Consider the following 23,865-nt stretch of genomic DNA (forward strand, 5'->3'; position numbering starts at 1 on the left):
ATGGAGGCGTTGACACATGCGTATACTAATCGGCAGCCCGGTGCACCAGAAGCCGGAAATTTTGTCTTTGTTCCTTCAAGCATTGGAGCGTCTGGAGGCACCTGACGTGCTACCGGATTATTTGTTTGTCGATGATAATGACAATCCGATTTCAAGCCAGTGGCTAGTTGACTTTTCCAATCGACTTCCGGGACGGGTTTTACCCTTGTTAACAGGCTCGCAGCAAGTGGAAACCCGAAGTGATGAGCACACTCATTATTGGCCGCCTGCTCTTGTCTGGAAAGTGGCTGGATTTAAAAATCGTCTTATTGATTATGCACTTCAGCACAATTATGACGCGTTGTTTCTGGTCGATTCAGACCTGGTTCTCCATTCCCGTACCTTGTGCAGGCTGGTGGAGACGGAGAAGGATATTGTATCAGAGATTTTCTGGACACGCTGGCAACCGGAAGGACCACTATTGCCTCAAGTGTGGGTTAGTGATGAATATAACTTGTTCCATCGTGAAGATGGCGAAGTGTTGTCGGCAGAGGAGCGAGCGCAACGTGAGTTGCATTTTATACACCAGTTGCATGTTCCAGGTTTGTATGAGGTGGGTGGTCTAGGCGCGTGTACCTTAATCCGCAGACGGGCGCTGGAAGCAGGGATTCATTTTGGTAAAATCAAAAACGTTTCTTATTGGGGAGAAGATCGACATTTTTGTATTCGAGCGGCTGCATTTGGATTTCCACTTTTTGTAGACACACACTATCCGGCAATGCATCTATATCGGGAAGCCGATCGAATGAAGGCAGAACAGCTATTATTCACCCTAAAGTACTTTACATCGAACCGCCCAGAGCATGTAACACATGCGGAACACTCCGATATTTCTCCAAGCTCTCCAGCCTTCAATCGTCCAGCATCGTCAAGAACCCCTAAATTCAATGAACCTCCAGTTATACCCGATGATCTCCGCGAAACTGCTGTCTTTGCCAAGTACACGGCAGATTCGTTTGTTGTACCCCCGGCGTTCACTGGTCCACGACAAAGTGAGCTTTATACACCGCCTGTCTCTAATCCTAAATTGACGCTGACCATGACGGTATGCAATGAGGCAGATCGCAAGCTTACAGACGTGCTGCTGAGTCACCGGGAATACATTGATGAAGCAGTCATTATTGATGATGGTAGTCATGACGATAGCGGAGCGTTGTGCCGGGAAATCTTACAAGGAATCCCTCTGCGTCTGATCCGCAATGAAACACCCTCTTTTATCAATGAAGTCGAACTTCGAAAGCAGCAGTGGAGAGAGACATTGGCTTCTTCTCCCGAATGGATATTAAGCATGGATGCTGACGAAATGTTCGAATCCCGCTTTGCCCAAGGGGTACATTCTTTGTTAGCGGGAACGAAAGCGGATACGATTTGTTTCAGGTTGTTTGATATGTGGTCTTCGACGCATTACCGTGATGATGACTATTGGCAGGCTCATCGGTATTACCGTCCTTTTTTAATTCGCTATAAAGAGGGGTTCCCTTATAAATGGAAGGAGCAGTCCTTGCACTGTGGGAGATTACCCGAAAATGTACTTGACCTTCCCACTGAGATCAGCAACTACCGTATTCAGCATTGGGGATGGTATACACCTGCTATTCGCATGGCTAAATTTGAGCGGTACCAGCTGCTTGACCCAAGTGCTCGTTATGGATGGAAAGAGCAATATGAATCCATTTTGGACCCGAATCCACGACTCACGCTCTGGGTGGATCAGGACAACAAAAATACAGAAAAAGAACCTACATCAGAATATGAACCTGACCATCAGGTGAACGCCTTGGATGTCGCCAAGGTGGCCAGTGTACAGGTCATGAACAAACCCGAACTACAAATAAAAAGTGAAGCCAAGGACACCTTTTATGCTACGGAGAAGGGGAAAGGAGCAGAGCAGAGTGTAAAATGCAAACTGTGTGGCTCATCTGACACGGTAGTATTTCATGATTATCAACGCTTTACCTTGATGGGATGCGGCTCCTGTGGATTGGTTTTTCGTAAGGATGTAGATCATATTCAGTCTGAGGAAATGATAGCAGAGATTTATAATGCCGATTGGGTTGCTATGCGGGATAGTGCGGCGACGTCCACCTATGGGGATCATGCTCTTTTTGGACTTATGTTGCTCGATATGTTCAGTCCCAGAAAAGGAAAATTGCTTGAGATTGGCTCAGGCACCGGAGAATTTATCCATGCTGCCCTTCAAGCTGGCTGGAATGCAGTGGGCATTGAGCCGTCCAGTGACTCGCGTGCCTATGCCAAATGCAAATATGAGGTGGAATTATTACCGGGTTATTGGAACGGTGAAACAGAGCTAGATGCTCAAATTCAACAATCTCTAGAAATTAACCAAGATTATAAAGATCAGGAAGCGATTGAGACTGAAAGTTTAGAGGAAGAAGCGGACTTACCTCTGGAGCACCAATACGAAGCCATCGCATGCTGGCATGTACTGGAGCATATCGCGGACCCGATCACATTTTTGACGGATTTGCGTGATCAGCTTCAACCTGATGGAACGTTATATATTACGGTCCCCAATAAAAACTCGTTTACCAACGAGGCCTATGGCGTTCACTCGCCTTTATTTACGGAGGAAGATCATTTGTACCATTATTCGGATCATACACTGACGCTCTTGCTGGAAAAGTCCGGCTTGCGCCCGGTGGCTTTGTTCACCCGCCAGCTTCCTGCTGGTTTGGATGCCTTGCTGCAAGCACATCCTTTGTACGGTGAGCTTGCCTTTACAGAGCAAATGGGATTGTTGGCTAAGCTTCAAGGTGAGAAACGGGGTCATGAATTATGCTGTGTAGCAAGAGTAATCTAAACATCTCCAAAGGAGGCTACATTCATGAATATGGCTGACCCGTATCTGTCTCGCTTTTTTGTATATTCTGATCCCAATTCGTCCAATATGATTTACAGACTCCCTCAAAGCTGGTGGAGTCGTCCCTATGAGTATGAGTGGTGTCTCCAATTTATGTCCGGGCAAGATACAGTATTGGACGCGGCTTGTGGAATACCGCACCCGTTCAAATTCGAGCTTGCCCGCCGTTGCGCTCAGGTTTATGCCTGCGATTTGGATATACGCATCGTTTCTGTAGATGCCATCTTGGCTGAGGTGCGGCGGGATATTGGGGAGGAGGCTGCTGAGCGCATTCAGGAGATTTTACCGGTTCGGCTCCACTCCGCACATGCCAATTTAACTGCTCTGCCCTATGAGGATGCCAGTTTTGACAAAATTGTATGTATATCAGTGTTGGAGCACTTAACCCCCGATGAATCTTTGGCAGCCTTGCGTGAATTTCACCGAACGTTAAGGGATGACGGAATGCTTTTACTGACATTTGATTATCCTACAGTGGACCTTTCAGCGATGGAACAGTGGATAGAAGAGGCGGGGTTTTCGTATTGGAGTGGGGTGGATCTTAAGCTTCCACGGGGGGCTTTACACACAGATATGTGGGGCGGTTTACATTGTTTTAGGACTGTTCTAAAAAAATATAAGAGTTAACGGTATGCGCAATGAGGTTTACACAGACCTCTCTTATTGCTTATCATGAGAGGGGTTGGAGTGTAAACTTACATAGGAAAGGAATGACTGATAACTACATGAACAATGCACCTGTGTTGAAGAAACCTGAGGCTATGGTATTTGATATGGACGGTACGCTTTTTCAGACAGAGACGCTATTGCTTCCTGCGTACCACAAGCTGTTTGATACGCTGCGCGCCGAAGGGCTTTATGAAGGAGAGACTCCTCCCGAGGAGCTTATTTTGAATAGTTTGGGTATGCTGCTGGATGAAATCTGGAGAAGAGTGATGCCAGAAGCCAGTGAAGCGGCTCACAGAAGAGCGGACGAGTTGTTGCTTCAGCTGGAGCTGGAGGGATTGAAGAATGGAAGTCATGCTCTGTATCCACATGTAAAAGAAACACTTCAGGCACTTCATGAGCAAGGTGTCCGATTATTCGTAGCCAGTAACGGGCTGGAGGATTATGTAAAGGGGATCGCTGCAGCGTATGAAATGGTTCCTATTTTTGAAGGACTGTACAGCGCTGGGGAATACAGTACGCTTTCCAAAGTGAATTTGCTAGAAATTCTGTTGAGCAAGCACGATATTTCGAATGTATGGATGGTAGGAGATCGTTCCTCAGATGTGGAAGCTGGCAAAAAGAACGGACAGACGGTGATCGGCTGTGCTTATGCTGGATTTGGTGTGAATGATGAGTTGGAAGGGTCCGATGCGATTATTACAGACTTTACGCAGTTGCTTACGCTTTATAAAAACGCCGAGTAACGGTGAAAACGCAGATAAGAGTTATAAATCGCTGTGGCGTACCATATAAATAATACATGCAAACGATGTTAAGCAGATAACAAAACAAAGGAAGGCAGCCACTTAGGCGGAGCCTTCCTTTGCTTTACTTTCTGTCTTATCTTCTGTTTGTTCTTCTGCTTTTTGTTCTGCCTGCGGCTTCGGATTAATCTGAGTGTGGTAGACCCATAGGGCATATTCCATAGGTTTGGTGATGGCACGACGATAGGTTTCTTTTTCGCCAATGCGTGAAAATACCTCGCGAGCCGGCTTCGGGTTGACCTCAAGCACGTAGATATGACCGTCCTTATTAATTGCCAAATCGAGCGCAAGCTCACATAATGCCCCATAGCTTTCTTCCAGATATGCAGCAATGTCCAGTCCGAGCTTTTCCCCTTGCTTGATGATTTTCTCTCTGTGGCCTTCATCACGAATCCATTGCGTCAGCAATTGCTTCATCGGTACTGCCTTGCCTCCGCCATGCAGGTTGGAAGTGACACTCCGATGTGCCCCGATGCGCCCGGCACATCCCGTTAGCTCCCATACTCCCTGGCTATTTTTCTGTACCAGCATACGGTAATCATGGACCCTGCCATTCGGCAACTGCACAGGAATGCCTTCCTGAACAATGTAGTTATCCATGTTCCAGCTACTCAGACGCGGCTCCAGACGATCCAGACGTACCCGTTGCTGGGGAATAATATGGCGCTTGCGATTGCGTCCCTCAATCAGATACAGGCCACTCTGCTTGTTAACAGGCTCAATGCGTAAAATGCCGCGGCCTCCTGTGCCGTTAATTGGCTTGAGGTATACTAGTGAATTCTGTTTGAGCATTCGCTTTACACTATGAAATCCATCGAACGGCTCTGTTGCAGGCAGATGGGGGCGAAAGGCAGCCTTTCTCGCAAGCTGCTGATGAATGGCCCATTTATTGCTCAGCGGTCGGTTTAAATAAACAAGGTCTGTATACTGCAATCGGAATTTCTTTAATTGACGATACCGCTCACTGCGCTGCACTCGGCAGCGGTCGAAAATCATATCCGGAAATTCTCGCCATTTTCGAGTCCATTTACCGCTATGTGGATCATAAATTTGTGCAAGGAGCAGTCTGCGATCCTTATGGACATCCGCAGGAGTGAATACATACATATCCAGCCCCAGCCTTTTGCCTTCTGCGATCATGCGTTCATATATGTCACGTTCCTCCAGTTGCTTCTTACTGTTCAAATACAAAGTCATGATGCCTAGGACAGGTTTTGGCACAGCATTCCACCTTCCTCTGCCGTCTGCTCATCTTCGGACAACTCCCCACAAAATATCAGCGTGGGCTTTCCCGTCGGTCCAGTCGTCATTTCATGCGCAATAAGTCCAGCGCCGAAACAGGTTTTGAGACTGGCCATATTGTCGGTGGCTACGCTGCACGTCAGACGGCGCAGCTGTTGGAGCTGGGCGGACAGCAGTCTAGCGCCCAGTCTGCGGCCCCGGTAAAGCGGACGAACAATCACGATGCAAGCATCCTTCCCATAATTCAGAGCGAGGGAAAATCCCGCAATCCGTAGCCCCTTCTCCGTGCGCACATATGCGCACAGGAGGGAGGAGCCAGGGGTGTTCAATTGCTCCGGCGTTAAAACAGCCAACTGCCGCAGAGCATTGCGAGTAATGCGCATGCCGCCCGAACTGCGAGCCAGAAACAGCAACTGTCGTCGTCTTAGTACCCAACTCCGGGCAGGCAAATGTTGAACATCGCTAATTTGCGGCATGATTCCACTTCCTTGAGATTATTTCATTCGTTCGGCCAAAAAGGAGCTGTATTGAAATATACGTCTAAGTGATTTTTGACGGATTTCGGGCTCGTCGAATTTCATCGGTTTGGCATTGGCTTCAAAAAACCAGAGGGTCCCGAGTGTGTCTACGCCCAAATCCATAGACATTTCACCGTGAGAAAGACCGGATGCGCGTTCAATTTGACGTGCAATCTGAATGGCCGTACTTTTAACCTTATCCAGCAAATCTGTGCTGTCCTCAGGTCCAAAGATTGAGGATAGCAGCTTGAACGGATCCTCCACACTTCCCCCACGCGGAACATGTGTTGTAATACTTCCCTTACCCGCTAGTCTGGCGCCTACTCCGGTAATGCTCCATGCGCCACGGGCATTTTTTTGCACCAGAAGCCGCAAATCGAAGGGCTTTTTCTGATAGGTTGCCAGATCGATACCCTGCTGAATGATATAAGGCGAGTTGCCTGTTTCTCGGCGAATACGTCCCCATAACCGAGACAAGGATACAGATCGGTAGGTTATGCTTTTTTTGTCATGTTGAATGGTCAACCTGTATGCCATCAGATGCTCAGGGTTGAATCTGAGAATCATAATTCCCTTTCCGGCCTTACCGTTTTCCGGTTTGAGATACAGGTATGGATATGCAGACAGCATTTTTCCTAAGGAAGACAGGTTGCTCAACCGTTTGGTAATTGGAACAAGCTGACGAGTGGATTCCGAGGTACGGAGCCATTTGAACAGTTCCCATTTGTTAAAAAAGCCCGGATTGTACAGCTCAACGCCTGAGGCATGTGAAATTTCATCCAGCTTTGCGCGCACAGAAGTTTTAAGTTCATAATTACGGTTGGGGATACGATTATAAATGACCTGTGGAGATGGGAAATCTTGTTCCTCCCATATCTGTGAGTTTTTGTTGTAGATGTAGCCCTTCACTGTTTCATCTGCCAGCTTCAAGTCCCTGACAGTAACAATGTACACCTGATACCCCATGCGCGTTCCCGTTTCTAGAATATCCCTGAAGTTTCGCTGATTTCCCTTGAAAAATTGTTCATCGTCGTGCACTGTCAATACAGCAACAACTGGTTTTTGCTCCGCCCGGGTATTCATAGTTCCTCTTTTCTGCGGAATTTACTGAGGTAAAGACAGTGGTCCAAAATATGCTCCACGGATGCTTTACCCTCCGCACGCAACGATGGATGCTGAAAAATGGATCGACCTGGCTTAGAATTGGCTTCAAACATCCATACCTTTTCATCCTGATCAATGCCCAGGTCGAACCCGATTTCACCCAGTAGATGCTGGTGGTGATATTCAATGGCTTCTGCTAGCGTAACTGCTACATTCTTGGCACGTTGAAGCACTTCACCCGCTCGGTCTCCGAATACCCGACCGAGCGCTTGCTCGGGTGTCATCAGGGAACCGCCGTTTTTGATATGAGTCGTGACACTGCCACGTCCGGCTTTTTTGGCTCCAATGCCAACGACGACCCATTGGTTATTGCCGTCTTTGTGCATATGAAACCGGAAATCAATCGGGCAATTATCAATCTCGATTAGTTGAATGCCCTGCTGAATGACGTAGCCTTTTAGCGTCTGTCCCTTATTGGAGTGAAGCATCCGCAGCATGGAGTTAAAAGTGGTAAACCGCAGCAGTACATTGCTATTTTTCTTCCGATACCTCACATAGTATCCTTGTTTGGGGACATAGGACAGACGATAGATTCCTTTGCCCAGACTGCCGCTACTAGGCTTATAATAAGCAAATTGATGCCGCTCTAGCATACCTCGGATACGTTCAGAGCTGGGATTCATATAGGATTCAGGGACATAACGGTTAACCTCTGGATTATTTTCCAGCAGATGATAGATATCGGATTTATTGAAAAAGCTCCAGTTAAAGAAAGGAATTCGTTTGCGGGAAAAGCGTTCGCGTAGTTGATTAATCGCTGGGGAAAAATCTGAGCGGCGGCTCGGCAAACGATTATAAATTACGTCCGGCAGAGGTACGAGTTTACGTGTAAACTCCCCGCTGGATGACAGGAAATAGCCGTTAATCGTATCATTTTGCCAGTTGATATCCCGTGGGGTGAAGGCAAAAATATAAGATTTTTTGCTGCCTTCCTTCAAAAGTTGTTTAATAAAGCCTGTGCGTGATCCGAAAGGGCGGGTGGTGGAGTTAGTAGCATCAGACAATACTCCAATCAACGGTCCAAGCTGAACATCTCCGTCCAGATTCCGCAAATAAATAGACCCGCTTTTGGGAACACGGATTGCGTTGCGCAAGCCGGAGGTCAAGTATAGATGACGTCCCGCCTTCTGAATGGGTTTTACTGTTGCGGGAATCTGATCCTTGCCAAGTCGCAGACGAATGGACTTGGCTCCAGATAACTTAAGGCTTTTCAACAAGGCAGTGGATATATACGCCACCTTGTCGGGCTGCTGTGAGAAATGCACATTGCAATGCGTTAAACTCATCTGTTTATCCTCCTATACCGTATGTTCAAGGGAGGCGCCCGCGCCCTTTGGCCCTGTCGCTTTGGAATGGGTCATTAAATATCGAGCATATTCGAGCGGGCGGTTGACCGACCGAAAAGCGCACTCTGGCTGACGAGTCTGAAAAAAAGAGGCCCGGCCAGGGCGGGAATTAACCTCCAACAGCCAGATATTCCCGCTCCGGTCAATACCATAATCAATTCCCAACTCGCCAAGGCGGCCATAGCGTTCCTCCAACGCCCCGGCAATGGTCAAGGACAGCTCTATCATCTGTCCGATGATGAGACGTGTGCTGTCCACACCAAATTGTTCACGAAGGTAAGGCTCTGCCGGATGGGCTTCGCCCCCACCGTGCAGATTGGAAGTCAGAGTTCCTTTTCTGCCTTCCCTCACGGCAAAGCCCGTCAGGCGCCAACAGCCGTTGCCGTCCTTTTGCATGAGTGCGCGAACATCAAAGGGATGATTGCTTTGGCTTGTTAATTTCAAATAAGGCTGCACGATATAGGCGCGTTTGTGTGCAATACCGTCAATCCATGACAATCCTGCATCCAATTCAGTAAACAAGCGACGGAACGGGCGGTTTTGGGAGTTCCTGCCTTGTACGTACAGTCCCTGACCTCCTTCCGCCAGCCGGAGATACAGCGTGCCCTTGCCATGTGTTCCGGACTGTGGTTTCATAAATAGCTCCGAATGGCGTTGCAGCCACTCCACAAGCTGGGTCGTATCCCGGTATGGGGCCGTAGGCGGTACAAAGGGCCGTACTTTATCTACCGTATGCAGAGCGCGATACACCTGCCATTTGCCAGGCAAGTTACGCGACCAGTAGATAAGCTTGCGCGACTTTTGCTCCGCTATGTCTCCCAGTGTGCGCTTGACATCCTGGCTCTCATGGATATGGAGACAGCGGTTATAAACAATATCCGGCAAGGGAAAGCGGCCAAATGTCCATACTCCAGCACGATAAACATAACCCCGTATGGAATGATCTTCAGGTGAAACTCCTTCGGCGGTAAACGCCATTACGCTAATACCAGAGCGCTTGCCCAACAAGCTTAGCCTGCGGCAGAAATCGGCTTCGGTAATAGGGGGAGTAGCGTCATGCTTTCGGCTAACAAGCACGCCCAGCATGCCTGGCATAACAAGAGACACCGACAACAGCTCCTTTGGCAGCCGGACTCTGGAAGAGATGGATTCATTTGAATCCGGCTGAATAACAGCAGTATTCAATCATTTTTTTTACGGACGGGCGGGTTTTCTGATCGTTTAACGGCGTATTGTCATTTTTTGATGGTTTGGAATTGACCTCCAGCAACCAGATACGCCCCGTGCTGTCAATCGCCAAATCAATACCAAATTCCGCGAAATGGGCGGGAATTGCCTTTTCTACTCCGCTTGCGATATCCAGTGCTGCTGTTTTGAGAGAGGTAAGACCATTCGATTTAACAGTTGCGGGCAGCGTGGTTTTGGCCAGTGCTTCCTTGACTGTACTGAGCGTACCGCCTCTTGCCAGATTGGATACAAAGTGGCTGCCTCCGGCGATCCGAGCGACAATGGATGTTACGGTCCAGGTTCCAGACGCATTTTTTTGTACAAGCGCGCGAAAATCGACCGGACGTTTACCGTGATCAATCAAGGTAAGGCCCTGTTGCAGCTGAAAGCGTGTCGATTTCATTTTTCCCGCTAAGCTTTTGTACAGTTTATCGACGTTGGCGTACGTTTGCTTTCGGGGTGTGCCCGCTGTTGTGGATAGCACCGAAAAGGTACCATCGGTTTGCTTGTTAATGCGCATAATGCCTTTACCAAGGCTTCCGCGCACGGGTTTGAGAAAAACAGAGGGATACTGGGTGCACATTTTTTTGAAAACGGCAAAGGTTTGCAGCAAGTGGGACTCGGGTAAATACTTGCGTAGGGAAGAATTCGATTTGAGTGCATCAAACACTTCATTCTTATCCAAAAACTTTTCATTAAAAAAGGCCGTGCCGTACTGCGATTTTACTTCTTTCATGAAATGCTGTACGCTAGTTCTGTTCTCGAGTTTACGGGAGGTAAGCCGGTTATTGACGACATCGCCGGCAGGCATGACCGTCTTTTTCCAGCCTCCGTCATACACCCATCCCTGAACTCGCCCGGGCTGACTTCCGATATGCTCCGGGGTGAAGAAATACACATATGCTCCTTGTCTGCGGCATTCCCCGACTAGTTCACGGCAGAACAGGGTGATCGACCCGAAAGGCTTGTCGGGTTGTTCGGGATAGTCCCGACTAACCAGCACGCTAATAAGTGGGCCCACTCGAAGTGTCCGGCGGCCTCGGCTGTAGGTTACTCGCAGATTACAACTGTCATGACTGGCATGAAGCCCCATTTTTCGGGCCAGTACGCTTCCCACGCGTAGACCGCTGTATCGGGGTACCGATATGACGGTAACCTCTTGGCGGAACGAACCGAAGGCGAGCTGAACGGGGTGGCCTGCGGATATTTTCCATTTGCGAAGCAGGGACTCGCCGACCATGAGTACGTCATCCTGCAAGATGCCCGATCCGATGATTTGAATCGTTGTTTTTTTGATGGACATCGTGGATCTCCTTCCGGGCAGCAACTTGATGTCTTGAAAGTAACGGGAAACGTGAATGGGCTGTAATAGCACTGATTCATCATATGAGGACATATATACCTTGGTGATTGACGGACAATGTGAAATGTTGACACAAAACTTGTAATGGAGGAATGAACAATCATGAATATCTATGACAAAGCCCATGATTTAGCAAAAGCATTGAAAGAAAGCAAAGAGGTAGAGGAAATTACGTCAGCGATGAAGCTGATTGAAACGGATCCAGAAGCCAAGAAAATGCTCGACGATTTCCGTGAACGCCAAATGGAAGTGCAACAGCGGATGATGAGCGGCGATATGCCAGCACAGGAAGAGATGGAAAAGATGGAAAAAATGTTCGAGGTACTCAGCTTGAACCTCAACATCCGTCGTCTGTTCGACGCTGAACGTCGCTTGAGCGTGATTATTGAGGACGTAAATAAGATTATTGCGGACAGTCTTCAACATTTGTACGGTTCATCTCTGTAAGTTTGTCTCATATTCCTTCCTGTCCTCTCATAGACTAGATACATAGAGTCACAGGGAGAGGAAGGGATACGATTGGGTTCATTTAAAAAATGGAAACACGGTTTGTACACACTGATTGCATTGGCTATGGTATTGGTCGCATTACCACGCATCTCGTTGGCAGGTGGTTTGAATTGGGTCAACGGTTTTGGGATAGTATGGGTACTTTTTGCGTTGCTTGTCATCGGAGCGAACCTCCATTTTTTGCTGGGTGTAGATGAGGAAAAGCGTAAAACGCTGGAGCGTGTGCGACGGGCCAAAATGCAGCAGTGGCAGATGAAATGGGATAACAAAGCTGACAAAGGCAAAATGCTGTAAGTGTTTCTAGTACGAAGCGGTCTCTTGTAACAAGGGACCGCTTTTTTGTTATTTTCAAAGCAAAGATATCCTAATAACAAGGGTCTAAAACAAAGGGGTTTTGTGGTATAATAGATACAGAATGATACAGATTGAACGTTGGGGGTGTAACAGAGTTGGACGGGCTAGATGAAACAGTTACGAAGCATGAGCAGCTATTGCGTCATATCGAGCAGTTAAAAATAGGCTCCAAAATTTCTGTACGCAGGTTGGCTAAAGAAATGAGCGTTAGCGAAGGCACGGCTTATCGGGCTGTGAAAGAAGCAGAGAATTTGGGAATTGTCATTACCAAGGAACGGATCGGAACAGTACGAGTGGAGAAGCGTCCACGCGGCTTGTCTGAGCAGCTGACCTTTGCGGATGTTGTGAATATTGTAGAGGGACATGTGCTGGGCGGAAGCGAGGGGCTCGAGAAGCCGCTGCACAAGTATGTGATCGGGGCGATGCGTGAGGAAGCCATGGCTCGTTATATTGACGCAGGCAGTTTGCTGATCGTAGGTAACCGAGAGGATGCGCATTCGCTTGCATTAGAGCAAGGAGCAGGTGTGCTGATTACAGGGGGGTTCGGTACGAGTCGGGAGGTTAAGCAGCTTGCAGACCAGATCAGCCTGCCGATTATTTCCTCGCGTCATGATACATTTACCGTGGCTTCTATGATTAATAGAGCGATATTTGACCGTTTGATCAAAAAGAAAATTATGTTGATTGAAGACATTGCGGCCAGCAAACCGAAGACGCTGACCTTGAAAATCAACAGCACGCTGATCGAATTTGAAGAGCTATCAGCGACCACGGGATATCATCATTTTGCCATAGTGGATGAATGGAATCGTTTAATTGGTATCGTCAGCCGTAAAGATGTGGAAGGACTTCAACCTGAGCATACGATGGATAAATGTATGATCCGTAACCCAATTACGGTCACTTACCAGACCTCGCTGGCTTCTGCTGCTCAAATGATGGCATGGGAAGGTGTAGATTACTTGCCGGTCGTGGACCGCAACCGTAAGCTGCTTGGGTCCGTTACACGGCGTGAGGTGCTGGAGGCGCTGCGTAACGCCCAAAAGCAGCCACAACTTGGCGAGACGTTCGACCAGTTGATCTGGAACGGTTTTGCTGAGGAGCGTAATGAGGACGGATCATTATTTTTTCGCGGCTTTATCATTCCACAGATGGCTACCAATTTAGGGACGATCTCGGAAGGCGTACTGGTCAACGTGATGACACAAGCGGGCTACCGGGCGGCTAGAGATATGAGCGGCAAGGATTATGTGCTGGATAATTTGACGACTTATTTTATTCGACCAGTACAGATTGAGGATGCTGTCGTTCTTCGTCCGTTGCTGCTTGAGATGAGTCGCCGCACATGCAAGCTAGAAATTGCGATTTCTCGGGAAAATCATTTGGTGTGCAAAGCAGTGATGACCCTTCAATCCATTGAACATGGTTAATCCACCTTTGGATTGGAGCAGAAGATGGAGTTAAATAGATCGACTTAGTGGCTTTGAGGCAGTCTTTCTTTGGCCTCCAGCCAGATTTGCAGCACACCTTCCATTACAAGCATCGTTTTGACCTGGATTGTATACTCCTTGTCACGAACGGTGTATTTTTTTTGGTGCAGCAACATACGTACCAGCTTGCTGTCAGAGTCAATCTCGAACATATCTCTGCCGCGCAGCACCTCCAGGTCACGACTGACGCGGCGAAGAAGCTCTTTCAGATTAATAGAGTCAATTTTTTCAGCCGTGGCTTCCTCCGCAATCAGCTTGATTTCTTTGATGACGGTTTGGCGCTTGCTGTATTTACGTAATGTTTTGTTGTCCTCTTCAGCTTGCTGGAGCTGGAATTGAAGGTCCTGGTTGTTCATCCACAGCTGATTGAAGCTCGCATGCCAGATGGCATTGTAGATCAATCCTCCCGTAATCATACCGAGTACAAAAACGGAGGATAATTGCATAAAAGGGCGCAGGCGCTCAAAGGGAGGGACTCTCATAGTCGTTTCACCTCACGGCCGTCCGTTGCCGCATACCCACTTGACCAGCTCTGCACCCATATGAGCGCCTAAAAAGGCGAAAATCAAATACAATATCTGCTTAATGGCAGGTGACAAATTACCATCCAACATATTGCTCTCAATGACCCGGATCGGGTCCATCGTTCCTCCCACAGCGGCGGCAAGCGCCCATATTTTAATCCTTCCTGCAACCTCCAGCATCGTCTGGGTAGGCGGCTGAAGCGATACTACAGCTCCCATTCCCCCGAGCATGGCTCCTCCGAGCACGATGCCGAAGGCAATGAAGAAGTCGAGAATCGCTTTGGATATAAAAGTGCTCATGCTCTTTTCCTCCTTGGGTATACGAATCAGGACCGCGCTTGTCCGCCCGGGTCTGTACTTTTATTCTATGGGCGCTACTAACGTGGATATGATAAAATAGTTTGAAGAAAATCAAGCGGTGAAGGGAAGAGAAGCGCATGAGTTCATTTGTGCATTTGCATGTTCACAGCGAGTACAGCCTGCTGGACGGCGCGGCTCGTACCGCGGAATTGGTCAAACAGGCATCAGCTTATGGAATGGAGGCGCTGGCTCTTACAGATCATGGGGTCATGTACGGTGCCATTCCTTTTTATAGAGCATGTGTAGAGAACGGCATTAAGCCGATTATCGGGTGTGAGGCTTATATGACGGCAGGATCGCGCAAGGAGCGTGGCAGCCGGAAGGATCAGCCCATATATCATTTAATTTTGCTCGCCAAAAATAAAACAGGCTATCAAAATTTGATGAAGTTGTGCTCCATTGGCCATTTGGAGGGTTTTCACTATAAGCCGCGCATCGATATGGATGCTTTGGCTGCCCATCATGAAGGCATCATATGCTTGAGCGCTTGCTTGGGCGGTGAAGTGCCGCAGCATTTGCTGCATGGTCGGGAAGCCGAAGCACGACGTGCGGCCGAACGATACCGTAGCATTTTTGGCGAAGATTTTTATCTGGAGCTTCAGGATCATGGTCTGTCGGAGCAAAAACGCGTAAATCCTCAATTGATCGCATTGGCGAAGGAACTGGATATTCCGCTAGTGGCGACGAATGACGTGCATTACTTAACCGAGCCGGATGCTGATGTCCAGGACGTTCTGATTTGTATCGGGACAGGGAAGACAGTTGACGATGAGGAGCGCTTGCGTATACCAACACGTCAGTTGTATCTGAAAAGTCAAGAGGACATGGCTCGTTTATTTCCACATGTAGCAGAAGCCATCGCTAATACGGTGCGTATTGCTGAAAAATGCGAGCTGGAGCTGGAATTCGGCCAATCGATTTTGCCTGAATATCGCCCGCTGCCAGAGGACATGACATCTTCGTCCTATTTGCGTAGTCTGTGTATGCAAGGGCTAGAGCGTCGCTACGGAGGCGATCCTGTATGGGAGCAGCCGGAGGAGCGGGAAAGACTGGACCAGCGGCTAAACTACGAATTAAATACGATCGACAGTATGGGTTTCAGCGATTATTTCTTGATTGTATGGGATTTTATTGCTTTTGCTCATAAGCATAAGATTGCAACCGGTCCGGGACGGGGTTCCTCCGCCGGTAGTTTGGTCGCCTATGTGCTTAATATCACGAATGTCGATCCGATAAAATACAATCTGCTCTTTGAACGGTTTCTGAACCCTGAACGGATCAGCATGCCAGATATAGATATTGATTTTAGCGATGAACGCCGTGACGAGGTTATCGACTATGTAGTACAGAAGTACGGAAATGAGCATGTTGCGCAAATTATTACCTTTGGGACATTAGCGGCAAGAGCCGCAGTCCGTGACGTCGGCCGTGTATTGAACGTGCCGTATGGCGAGGTGGACAAGGCGGCCAAGTTGATCCCGGCGCAGCTCGGCATTAATATCCGGCATGCGCTGGAGATCACCCCCGAGCTGAAGGCTCTGTATGAAACGAAGCCCAAGACACGTGAACTGCTGGATATGGCGATCAAAGTAGAAGGAATGCCTCGCCATGCTTCGACACATGCGGCGGGTGTTGTCATCTCGCGGACTCCATTGACCGATGCGGTTCCGCTTCAAGAAGGGAGCGAAGGCGTTCCTTTAACGCAGTACTCAATGGAAAATCTGGAGCGCATCGGTTTGTTGAAAATGGATTTTCTTGGACTACGTACGCTCTCCATTATTGAACGGTGCATGCGCTGGGTTGCGGAGCAGCATGGAGAAACACCTGACTTTAGCCGTGTTCCCGACGATGACCCGCATACCTATGACTTGCTGGGCAAAGGGGATACAGGAGGCGTGTTCCAGCTGGAGTCGGCCGGTATACGCCGGGTACTCAAGGATTTGAAACCGAGTGTTTTCGAGGATATCATTTCTGTCCTGGCTTTGTATCGTCCGGGCCCGATGGGTTTTATTCCCAACTTCATACAGGCTAAGCACGGACAGATTGAGGTTTCTTATCCGCATCCTGATCTTGAACCGATCTTAAAGGATACGTACGGTATTATTGTGTATCAGGAACAAATCATGCAGATTGCATCGCGCATGGCTGGCTTTTCCTTGGGAGAGGCCGATCTGCTGCGCCGCGCGGTGTCTAAGAAAAAACGCGAGGTGCTGGATCTGGAGCGTGGTCATTTTGTCGAAGGCAGTATTAAACAGGGGTACACAGAGGAGGAAGCCGGCAGGGTTTACGATATGATTGTCCGTTTTGCTGACTACGGTTTTCCGCGTGCCCATGCAGCTGCTTATGGTGTGCTAGCATTCCAGACGGCTTATCTTAAGGCCCATTATCCAGTACAATTCATGGCTTCCATGCTGACGGCCGTCATGGGAAGTCATCGAAAAGTGGCTGAATATGTCGTCGAATGCCGTCGTATGGATATCGCAGTGTTGCCGCCTGATGTGAATGAGAGTGGGGTGCTGTTTACCCCATTACAGCAGGGTGATATCCGCTTTGGACTGGCTGCCATTAAAAATGTCGGCACACAAGCAATGGAAAGCATTCTTGCTGTTCGTAAGGAACGCCCTTTCGACAGCTTGCTCGATTTTTGTCGACGCGTTGATTTGAGGGTGTGTAATAAGAGAGTGATTGAATCGCTCATTCAGGCAGGGGCATTTGATTCATTGACAGGCCATCGGGCACAGTTGCTTGCCATGCTGGATGAAACGGTGGATGCAGCTGCCAAATGGCGCAAGGAACGTGACGATTTGCAAATTGATATGTTTGGCTTTGTGGAAATGCCTAATTGGGATATTGAATACCCCAATGTACCTCCATTTAGTACCAGCCAGCAATTAGAACTGGAACGCGAACTGCTGGGACTGTATTTGTCTGGGCATCCGCTAGATGATTTTGAGTCGCTGCTGGAAAGCAGCCAAGCTGATCGTCTGATGGAGCTGAGCGACGTGCCAGATGAAACAGTTATTGTAACCGCAGGCATGGTGGTGTCACTCAAGACGATTACGACCAAGCAGGGAAAGGCCATGGCCTTCATTGAGCTAGAGGATCAGATTGAGCGCTGTGAGGTTGTGCTGTTTCCTGAGGTATGGAAGCGAAGCCAGCAGTGGATTGAAAAGGGTGCCTTGCTTGCACTACGTGCCAAGATGCAGCAGCAGGACGAGCACTTCAAGCTCCTTGCGGATGAGGCAGCCCCGCTGGCGGAAGACGCGTTGGCAAGGCTTCTTCAGCGCCGGCGTACCGGCGCGCGTTCGTCCGCAGCAACTGCAACATCCGTGCCAGCTGCTGGCGGTCCGGGCGGGAGAGCGCCGCGTATGTCGCCCTTGCCTTCAGCAGCCGCTCCATCAGCGTCGCCGCAGCAGAAGGCGGCTCGTCCCGTAGCGGCCCCCTCACAACGCGGAGGCGAAGCGGCTTACGGTGAGCAGGTGCCTTCCCCGCGCGGCTCGGAAGCGTCCGCCCGTCAGCGGGTGTTTGTCAAAATCACCCGCCAGGCCGAGGAGGACGCCAGCTTGCTGGTCAGCCTCAAGGCATTGCTACAGGAGCATCCCGGTGCTGTGCCTACCGTACTTTTTTACGAGAGCAACCAGCGTCTGCTGGCGTTGAGTGATGCTTACAGCATTAAGCCTTCTCCTCAGCTTTTTGATCGAATGGAGTCGATGCTGGGTGAAGGCACCGTGAAAGTCAAATGACAGACACACAGCAACCCGCCCTTATTGTAACGGTTTAATGAACATTTTCCTTCCCTTTCGCATACACTTGGAAAACTGGCGGAACAGGAGATTCAACACGTGTCCTGCACCATTAGGTCCCGCACGGTGGAAGAATTAGAACTGCATGGTGAAAGCGGGAGGGAAATTATGTCCTATGAATATGCAGAAACCTTGTTAAATCGCAGAGGCATTCGGATCGAGTCCATTGCGGACATTGTTTTTCAGCTTCAGCTAAAATATTATCCTCATTTGACTATGGAAGAATGTGTAGAAAGTGTCAAAGCGGTTTTGCAAAAGCGAGAGGTACAATATACACTGCTGACAGGCATTGCACTCGATGAGCTGGCCGAAAAAAAACTTCTTCCCCAGCCACTTCAAGCCATTATGGAGGCAGACGAACCGCTGTATGGAGTGGACGAGACAATGGCTCTTGGCATTACGAGCGTGTACGGCATGATTGGCTTGACCAGTTTTGGCTATCTGGATAAAGAAAAGATTGGAATTATCGATAAGCTGAACCAAAAAGGCAGTGGTATTCATGTGTTTTTAGACGATCTTGTCGCCGGATTGGCTGCCGCCGCTTCTTCGCGTATTGCCCATCGGAGCCTTCATGCCAAGCATTATCCTGCATCATTGGATGTTTAATTGGCCTGAATAAACAGAATTAATGATTATCTAGGCCCTCCGACGGAACTTGAATGATCAGGAGGGCTTTTGTTGCGGGAAAAAAGTAAGGTATGTTATCATGAGTCTATTATATGGGCTCAAAACTTGAGGCTTAGGGGGTAGAAACAAGGCATGTGGACGGTGATATATATTGCACCGACGGCCAGACTGGCTGACATGATTAAGCTCAAACTGTCTGAAGAAGGTTTTATGGTGCAGACCCGGGCCATCAGTGCATCCAAGCAACAGTTTGAGATACTTGTGCCTTCGGGTGAAGTCGAAGAAATACAGGAAGTGCTTAATTCGATTTTGCGCCCTTGAGTCCGGAACGGCGGAAGTGATACAGCAGCATGAATGGAACAAAGGATGCACGATCGGCGGTAATGTTGTATTAACAGGCGTTGACGTGTGTATGAACATAATGCTTAGAGGTGCCGCATCGACGGCAGAGGACCTTGTATCGGTTACGGCTGACAAATAAACGGCTGGAGAGGTGTAGTTGTGTTTAAAGATTTATTCCAAAAGAAGCGTAAATACGCGACCATCCCTTCGGAACGGGCGCTGAGCGGCGATCAAGCGGACATGCCGGATCGTCCCAAACGGGAAATTCCCGAAGGTCTTATGACCAAATGTGGCAAGTGTGGAAGTATTCAATACAGCAAAGAGTTGGAGAAAAATTTGAAAGTGTGTCCGGTGTGCGGATACCATATGCGTTTGAATGCAATGGATCGCATTCGCATGGTGCTCGACGAAGACACGTTTACGGAATATGATGCCGATATGATTTCGGTTGATCCGCTGGACTTTCCGGGATATGCAAGTAAGTTGGAGCAACAGACCCTGAAATCTGGCCTGCGCGAGGCTGTCGTTACGGGCGACGGCCTTATTCATGGGCATCCTGTTGTCGTAGCGGTGATGAGCTTTGACTTTTTTACAGGCAGTATGGGCTCGGTCGTAGGAGAGAAAATTACGCGTGCCATTGAGCAGGCGATTGACAAGCGCTTGCCGCTTATCATCTTCTCCACATCCGGTGGGGCACGTATGCAGGAAAGTATTCTGAGTCTGATGCAGATGGCCAAAACAAGCGCTGCTCTCGCTCGTCTGGACGAGCAGGGATTGCTCTATATTTCTGTGATCACTGATCCGACTACAGGTGGAGTCTCCGCCAGCTTTGCTATGCTTGGAGATATTATTATTGCAGAGCCAGGTGCTGTATTTGGTTTTGCAGGTCGCATTGTAATTGAGCAAACGATCAGACAGAAGCTGCCGGATGATTTCCAAACTTCCGAATTTAATTTGCAGCACGGACAATTGGATATGGTTGTACATCGCAAGGAACTGCGTGATACCCTTGGGCAATTGCTTGATCTGCACAGTGTGAAAGGGGAGGAATAAATGGCTGGCGAATTGCCTTATGAAAAGCCCCTGGTCGAGATGCGACAGAAGATCGAAGAACTTAAGCAATTCGGACAGGACAAGCAAATTGATTTTACAGATGAAATTAACCGTCTGGAAGAACGTTATCTCCAGATGGAAGAAGAAATATACACGAACATTACAGCATCGCAAAAGATGCATCTGGCTCGTCATCATCAAAGACCAACGTCCCTTGATTTGATCGAGCAGGTGTTTACAGATTTTATTGAATTGCATGGCGACCGCTTGTTCGGAGACGATCTGGCGGTTGTGGGCGGGATTGCCAAGCTAAATGGTATTCCGGTGACCGTCATTGGTCAGCAACGTGGTAAGGATACGAAAGATAACATTGCACGCTTTTTTGGTAGTGCTCATCCAGAAGGATTCCGTAAAGGCTTGCGGCTGATGCAGCAGGCTGAAAAATTTAAGCGTCCTATTATTACATTTATTGATACGAAGGGCGCTTATCCGGGTAATACAGCAGAGGAGAGAGGTCAATCGGAAGCGATTGCCCGCAATTTGCGGGAGATGGCAAAGCTTTCGGTGCCTGTTATTTGTGTGGTCATCGGCGAGGGTGGAAGCGGCGGTGCGCTTGCGTTTGCAGTGGGTAACCGTGTGCTGATGCTGGAACACGCCATTTATTCGGCCATTTCTCCGAACGGCGCAGCCTCGATTCTATGGAAAGATGCTTCTAAGGCAGATCAGGCAGCTGAAGCGATGAAGATCACCGCTAATGACCTTCTGCGCATGGAGATTATCGAGGATATTGTGCCGGAGCCGAAAGGGGGCGCACATCGTAACTATGAAGTGACTGCTGCCGCAATCAAGGAGTTATTAGAACGTCATTTGGCAGACCTTACGAATATGAGCTGCGATGAATTGAGAGAAGACAGGTATCAAAAATTCCGGAAAATAGGACAATATACTTTCTTAAAACCTTCGGAATCTGAACCTATGTTGTAATACGCTGGAAACGGGTAACAATAAATATGACGAACTTCCTATACAAATAGGAAAAAGTGTAGTAGATTTAATTGTTGGAAAAAGATATAAAGAGTAGCACCTTTGAAAACGGAGGAAAAACCCAAATGCGCAAAACTAAGATTGTATGTACCATCGGTCCTTCCAGTGAATCATTGGAAAATGTGAAGAAACTGATTATGGCTGGTATGAACGTAGCCCGCCTGAATTTCTCTCACGGTGATTTCGAGGAGCATGGCAACCGGATTAAAAACATCCGTCAAGCTTGTAAGGAGCTTAACAAAAATGTTGCTATTTTGCTCGATACGAAGGGGCCGGAAATCCGGACAGGAAAGCTCGAAGTTGAACCTATTGAGCTTGTTCAGGACGAGTTCATTACGCTGACAACGGAAGAAATTCTCGGTACGCAAGATCGTATCTCCATTACGTACAAGGATCTTCCCTCGGACGTGGAGCCCGGCTCCACCATTCTGATCGACGATGGTCTGATCGGACTCACCGTTATTGAAGTATCAGGCACTGAAATCAAATGCCGCATTGTCAATGGCGGAACGATCAAAAGCAAGAAGGGCGTTAACGTTCCAGGCGTTGCTATCTCATTGCCTGGTATTACGGAGAAAGATGCGAATGATATCATTTTCGGTATTGAGCAGGACATTGATTTCATCGCGGCTTCTTTTGTTCGTAAAGCAAGTGATGTACAGGAAATTCGTGAATTGCTGGCGAAGCACAACGCAAGCCACATTCAAATCATCTCCAAAATAGAAAATCAGCAAGGTGTTGACAACCTGGATGAAATTTTGGAAGCTTCGGATGGTCTGATGGTTGCCCGTGGTGACCTCGGTGTGGAAATTCCTGCTGAAGAAGTGCCTTTGGCGCAAAAATTGATGATTAACAAATGTAATGTAGCTGGCAAGCCTGTTATTACAGCAACACAAATGCTGGATTCCATGCAACGTAACCCGCGTCCGACTCGTGCGGAAGCAAGTGACGTAGCCAATGCTATTTTTGACGGAACAGATGCAATTATGCTGTCCGGCGAAACAGCTGCGGGTAAATATCCGGTAGAATCTGTATTGACCATGTCACGTATTGCCGAAAAAGCTGAGTCTTCTCTGAACTACCGCGATTTGTTCAAAAAACAAAGAACGGCTCAAGAAATTAGTATTACAGAAGCAATCAGCCAATCCGTTTCTATTTCTGCACTTGACCTGCATGCCAAAGCAATCCTGACGTCCACACAAAGCGGAACAACGGCGCGTATGATCTCTAAATACCGTCCAGAAGCTCCGATTGTCGCTGTGACAACACAGGAAAGAACAGTTCGCCGTTTGGCTCTGATCTGGGGCGTACATGCAGTACAAGGCAGACCCATCGTTGACACAACAGACAGCCTGTTTGACAATGCGCTGGAAGGTGGTCGCAAATCTGGCCTCGTTAAAGAGGGCGATTTGGTTGTGATTACAGCGGGCGTACCTCTTGGTGATTCCGGTTCCACGAACCTGATCAAAATTAGCTGCGTACCAGCACAAGCGTAATTGTAGTCCCCGCAAAGTAATACAGGGATGGCATTTACTCGTTACAATAAGTAAAAGAGCATTCAGGTCCATAAGACCTGAATGCTCTTTTTTTGTTAACTAGTTCTTATTCCTTCTCGTCGTATAAAATCAAGGAATGCCTGTTGCATCATGTTCCTATGTGTATCTTGTTGATACACGATGTTTATTTGATAATAGCTCTTTTTTTTGTCAGCTTCGGGAAAAGGAAGCCATTCCACCGAGGGGACAGTATGATCCTCGCTACGAACTCCGCAGGCAGGAAAGAAGGCAAGCGCGTCACCGCCACTTACCACTTGCTTTACTGCTTCCCAAGAGTTGATTTCCAGATGGGATTTAATTAGCGAAGAATAGGAATCTACAACGGATGCCCCGCTATATTTTACCCATATGTGCTTGTCCAGCGTATCGAGCCCATTGATGTCCAGTGACTTGGATGTCTCAGCCGATGCAGAGCGGATAATCCCCACCTGATCTGAAGCCACTGGTTCTGCCACCGTATTCTCCAGAAGAGATTCTCCATCGTCGAGAAAAGCAAAATCAATATCCCCCTCTTTCAGTAGCTGCTTGATTACATCCGGAGATTGAATCTCTAACTGAATACGCCATTCTGGATATTGCTGTGCAAATTCAGCCATGATAGTTGGGAGAAGATACATGCCTGAAATCGACTCTGCGCCCAGATGTAAGAGGCTCTGAGATTCTTCTGTCTGTTCATCTACAGCTTGTCGGGCCTCTTGCTCAAGAGAGAGAATCTGCTTTGCGTAAGGCAACATTTTTTTACCAGCCTCGGTTAGCATAATTCTGCCTTGTTGGAGAGAGAACAGAGTCGCACCCATTTCCTTTTCCAGACTTTTCATATGAAAGCTGACGGTGGGCTGTTTGATTTGTAAAGTTTCGGCCACCTCCGTCGCTTTATGGTATTTATCGATCAGCACTAAGATGCGCAATTTTAAAATATTCATAGAACCGAACAACTCTCCTTACTTGAT

At 48.3% G+C, this 23,865-nt stretch carries 21 protein-coding genes; 12 read left to right on the forward strand and 9 right to left on the reverse strand.

Annotation, left to right across the window (positions count from 1 at the left end; genetic code table 11):
* The first annotated feature begins 16 nt into the window (after positions 1–16).
* From HFD99_RS11470 to HFD99_RS11480, 3 genes are all read left to right on the forward strand, one after another.
* On the forward strand, positions 17–2,860 hold the full coding sequence (locus HFD99_RS11470) for a bifunctional glycosyltransferase/class I SAM-dependent methyltransferase (RefSeq protein ID WP_025364507.1): 2,844 nt from the start codon (positions 17–19) through the stop codon (positions 2,858–2,860).
* Positions 2,861–2,884: 24 nt separating this feature from the next.
* Positions 2,885–3,547, forward strand: coding sequence for a class I SAM-dependent methyltransferase (locus tag HFD99_RS11475; protein WP_016819604.1), 663 nt, complete (start codon positions 2,885–2,887; stop codon positions 3,545–3,547).
* An 83-nt stretch (positions 3,548–3,630) separates the two neighbouring features.
* Positions 3,631–4,332: an HAD family hydrolase gene (locus tag HFD99_RS11480; RefSeq protein ID WP_016819605.1), complete on the forward strand. Its 702-nt coding sequence runs from the start codon at positions 3,631–3,633 to the stop codon at positions 4,330–4,332.
* 102 nt (positions 4,333–4,434) lie between these two features.
* Here HFD99_RS11480 and HFD99_RS11485 read toward each other — a convergent pair whose 3' ends face one another.
* Genes HFD99_RS11485 through HFD99_RS11510 form a run of 6 tightly spaced genes read right to left on the reverse strand, consistent with a single transcriptional unit; the run spans position 4,435 to position 11,192 of the window.
* Positions 4,435–5,613, reverse strand: a complete 1,179-nt coding sequence (locus HFD99_RS11485; protein WP_016819606.1) for a YheC/YheD family endospore coat-associated protein — start codon at positions 5,611–5,613, stop codon at positions 4,435–4,437.
* Complete coding sequence (locus HFD99_RS11490; RefSeq protein ID WP_016819607.1) at positions 5,595–6,110, reverse strand: GNAT family N-acetyltransferase; 516 nt, start codon at positions 6,108–6,110, stop codon at positions 5,595–5,597. The genes HFD99_RS11485 and HFD99_RS11490 overlap by 19 nt, the downstream gene beginning before the upstream one ends.
* 18 nt (positions 6,111–6,128) lie before the next feature.
* A complete protein-coding gene (locus HFD99_RS11495; protein ID WP_017425918.1) occupies positions 6,129–7,235 on the reverse strand; it encodes a YheC/YheD family endospore coat-associated protein in 1,107 nt (368 codons plus the stop codon).
* Positions 7,232–8,602: a YheC/YheD family endospore coat-associated protein gene (locus HFD99_RS11500; RefSeq protein ID WP_016819609.1), complete on the reverse strand. Its 1,371-nt coding sequence runs from the start codon at positions 8,600–8,602 to the stop codon at positions 7,232–7,234. The genes HFD99_RS11495 and HFD99_RS11500 overlap by 4 nt, the downstream gene beginning before the upstream one ends.
* Positions 8,603–8,614: 12 nt before the next feature.
* Entirely contained in the window at positions 8,615–9,769 is a 1,155-nt protein-coding gene (locus tag HFD99_RS11505) for a YheC/YheD family endospore coat-associated protein (protein WP_025364509.1), read from the reverse strand.
* Positions 9,770–9,812: 43 nt separating this feature from the next.
* Positions 9,813–11,192: a YheC/YheD family endospore coat-associated protein gene (locus HFD99_RS11510; protein WP_016819611.1), complete on the reverse strand. Its 1,380-nt coding sequence runs from the start codon at positions 11,190–11,192 to the stop codon at positions 9,813–9,815.
* Between the two features lie 162 nt (positions 11,193–11,354).
* On the opposite strand from HFD99_RS11510, the gene HFD99_RS11515 reads away from it, so the two are divergent.
* From HFD99_RS11515 to HFD99_RS11525, 3 genes are all read left to right on the forward strand, one after another.
* Positions 11,355–11,699 (forward strand): YlbF family regulator, encoded by a 345-nt coding sequence (locus HFD99_RS11515; protein WP_016819612.1) that lies wholly within the window; start codon positions 11,355–11,357, stop codon positions 11,697–11,699.
* Between the two features lie 72 nt (positions 11,700–11,771).
* The gene (locus HFD99_RS11520) at positions 11,772–12,056 is read left to right on the forward strand and encodes a hypothetical protein (protein ID WP_113050469.1); all 285 of its coding nucleotides are present in this window, start codon (positions 11,772–11,774) and stop codon (positions 12,054–12,056) included.
* A gap of 155 nt (positions 12,057–12,211) precedes the next feature.
* The gene (locus tag HFD99_RS11525) at positions 12,212–13,546 is read left to right on the forward strand and encodes a DRTGG domain-containing protein (RefSeq protein ID WP_029514974.1); all 1,335 of its coding nucleotides are present in this window, start codon (positions 12,212–12,214) and stop codon (positions 13,544–13,546) included.
* Positions 13,547–13,590: 44 nt separating this feature from the next.
* Here the strand turns inward: HFD99_RS11525 and HFD99_RS11530 are convergent, their stop codons facing one another.
* Together HFD99_RS11530 and HFD99_RS11535 are read right to left on the reverse strand one after the other, a co-directional pair.
* The gene (locus tag HFD99_RS11530; RefSeq protein WP_016819615.1) at positions 13,591–14,088 is read right to left on the reverse strand and encodes a hypothetical protein; all 498 of its coding nucleotides are present in this window, start codon (positions 14,086–14,088) and stop codon (positions 13,591–13,593) included.
* Positions 14,089–14,100: 12 nt separating this feature from the next.
* Positions 14,101–14,430 (reverse strand): YtrH family sporulation protein, encoded by a 330-nt coding sequence (locus HFD99_RS11535; protein ID WP_013309582.1) that lies wholly within the window; start codon positions 14,428–14,430, stop codon positions 14,101–14,103.
* Between the two features lie 137 nt (positions 14,431–14,567).
* Here HFD99_RS11535 and HFD99_RS11540 point away from each other — a divergent pair, with 137 nt between their 5' ends.
* The 6 genes from HFD99_RS11540 (at position 14,568) to pyk (ending at position 22,855) form a co-directional block, all read left to right on the forward strand.
* Positions 14,568–18,233: a DNA polymerase III subunit alpha gene (locus HFD99_RS11540; RefSeq protein ID WP_167440908.1), complete on the forward strand. Its 3,666-nt coding sequence runs from the start codon at positions 14,568–14,570 to the stop codon at positions 18,231–18,233.
* A 168-nt stretch (positions 18,234–18,401) separates the two neighbouring features.
* Complete coding sequence (locus HFD99_RS11545; protein WP_025364511.1) at positions 18,402–18,899, forward strand: phosphatidylglycerophosphatase A family protein; 498 nt, start codon at positions 18,402–18,404, stop codon at positions 18,897–18,899.
* 153 nt (positions 18,900–19,052) lie between these two features.
* A complete protein-coding gene (locus HFD99_RS11550) occupies positions 19,053–19,241 on the forward strand; it encodes a hypothetical protein (RefSeq protein WP_007429680.1) in 189 nt (62 codons plus the stop codon).
* Positions 19,242–19,421: 180 nt separating this feature from the next.
* Positions 19,422–20,315, forward strand: coding sequence for an acetyl-CoA carboxylase, carboxyltransferase subunit beta (gene accD, locus HFD99_RS11555; RefSeq protein ID WP_016819618.1), 894 nt, complete (start codon positions 19,422–19,424; stop codon positions 20,313–20,315).
* The gene (locus tag HFD99_RS11560) at positions 20,316–21,299 is read left to right on the forward strand and encodes an acetyl-CoA carboxylase carboxyltransferase subunit alpha (RefSeq protein WP_016819619.1); all 984 of its coding nucleotides are present in this window, start codon (positions 20,316–20,318) and stop codon (positions 21,297–21,299) included.
* A 125-nt stretch (positions 21,300–21,424) separates the two neighbouring features.
* Positions 21,425–22,855 carry a pyruvate kinase gene (gene pyk / locus HFD99_RS11565; RefSeq protein ID WP_016819620.1) on the forward strand — a complete coding sequence of 477 codons (1,431 nt, stop codon included), beginning with the start codon at positions 21,425–21,427 and terminating at the stop codon, positions 22,853–22,855.
* A 95-nt stretch (positions 22,856–22,950) separates the two neighbouring features.
* Here pyk and HFD99_RS11570 read toward each other — a convergent pair whose 3' ends face one another.
* The gene (locus tag HFD99_RS11570) at positions 22,951–23,838 is read right to left on the reverse strand and encodes a LysR family transcriptional regulator (protein WP_016819621.1); all 888 of its coding nucleotides are present in this window, start codon (positions 23,836–23,838) and stop codon (positions 22,951–22,953) included.
* Positions 23,839–23,865 lie beyond the last annotated feature (27 nt).

Origin of the sequence: Paenibacillus sp. EKM301P, from assembly GCF_011800295.1 — a bacterium.
In the GTDB taxonomy this organism is placed as follows: Bacteria; Bacillota; Bacilli; order Paenibacillales; family Paenibacillaceae; genus Paenibacillus; species Paenibacillus polymyxa.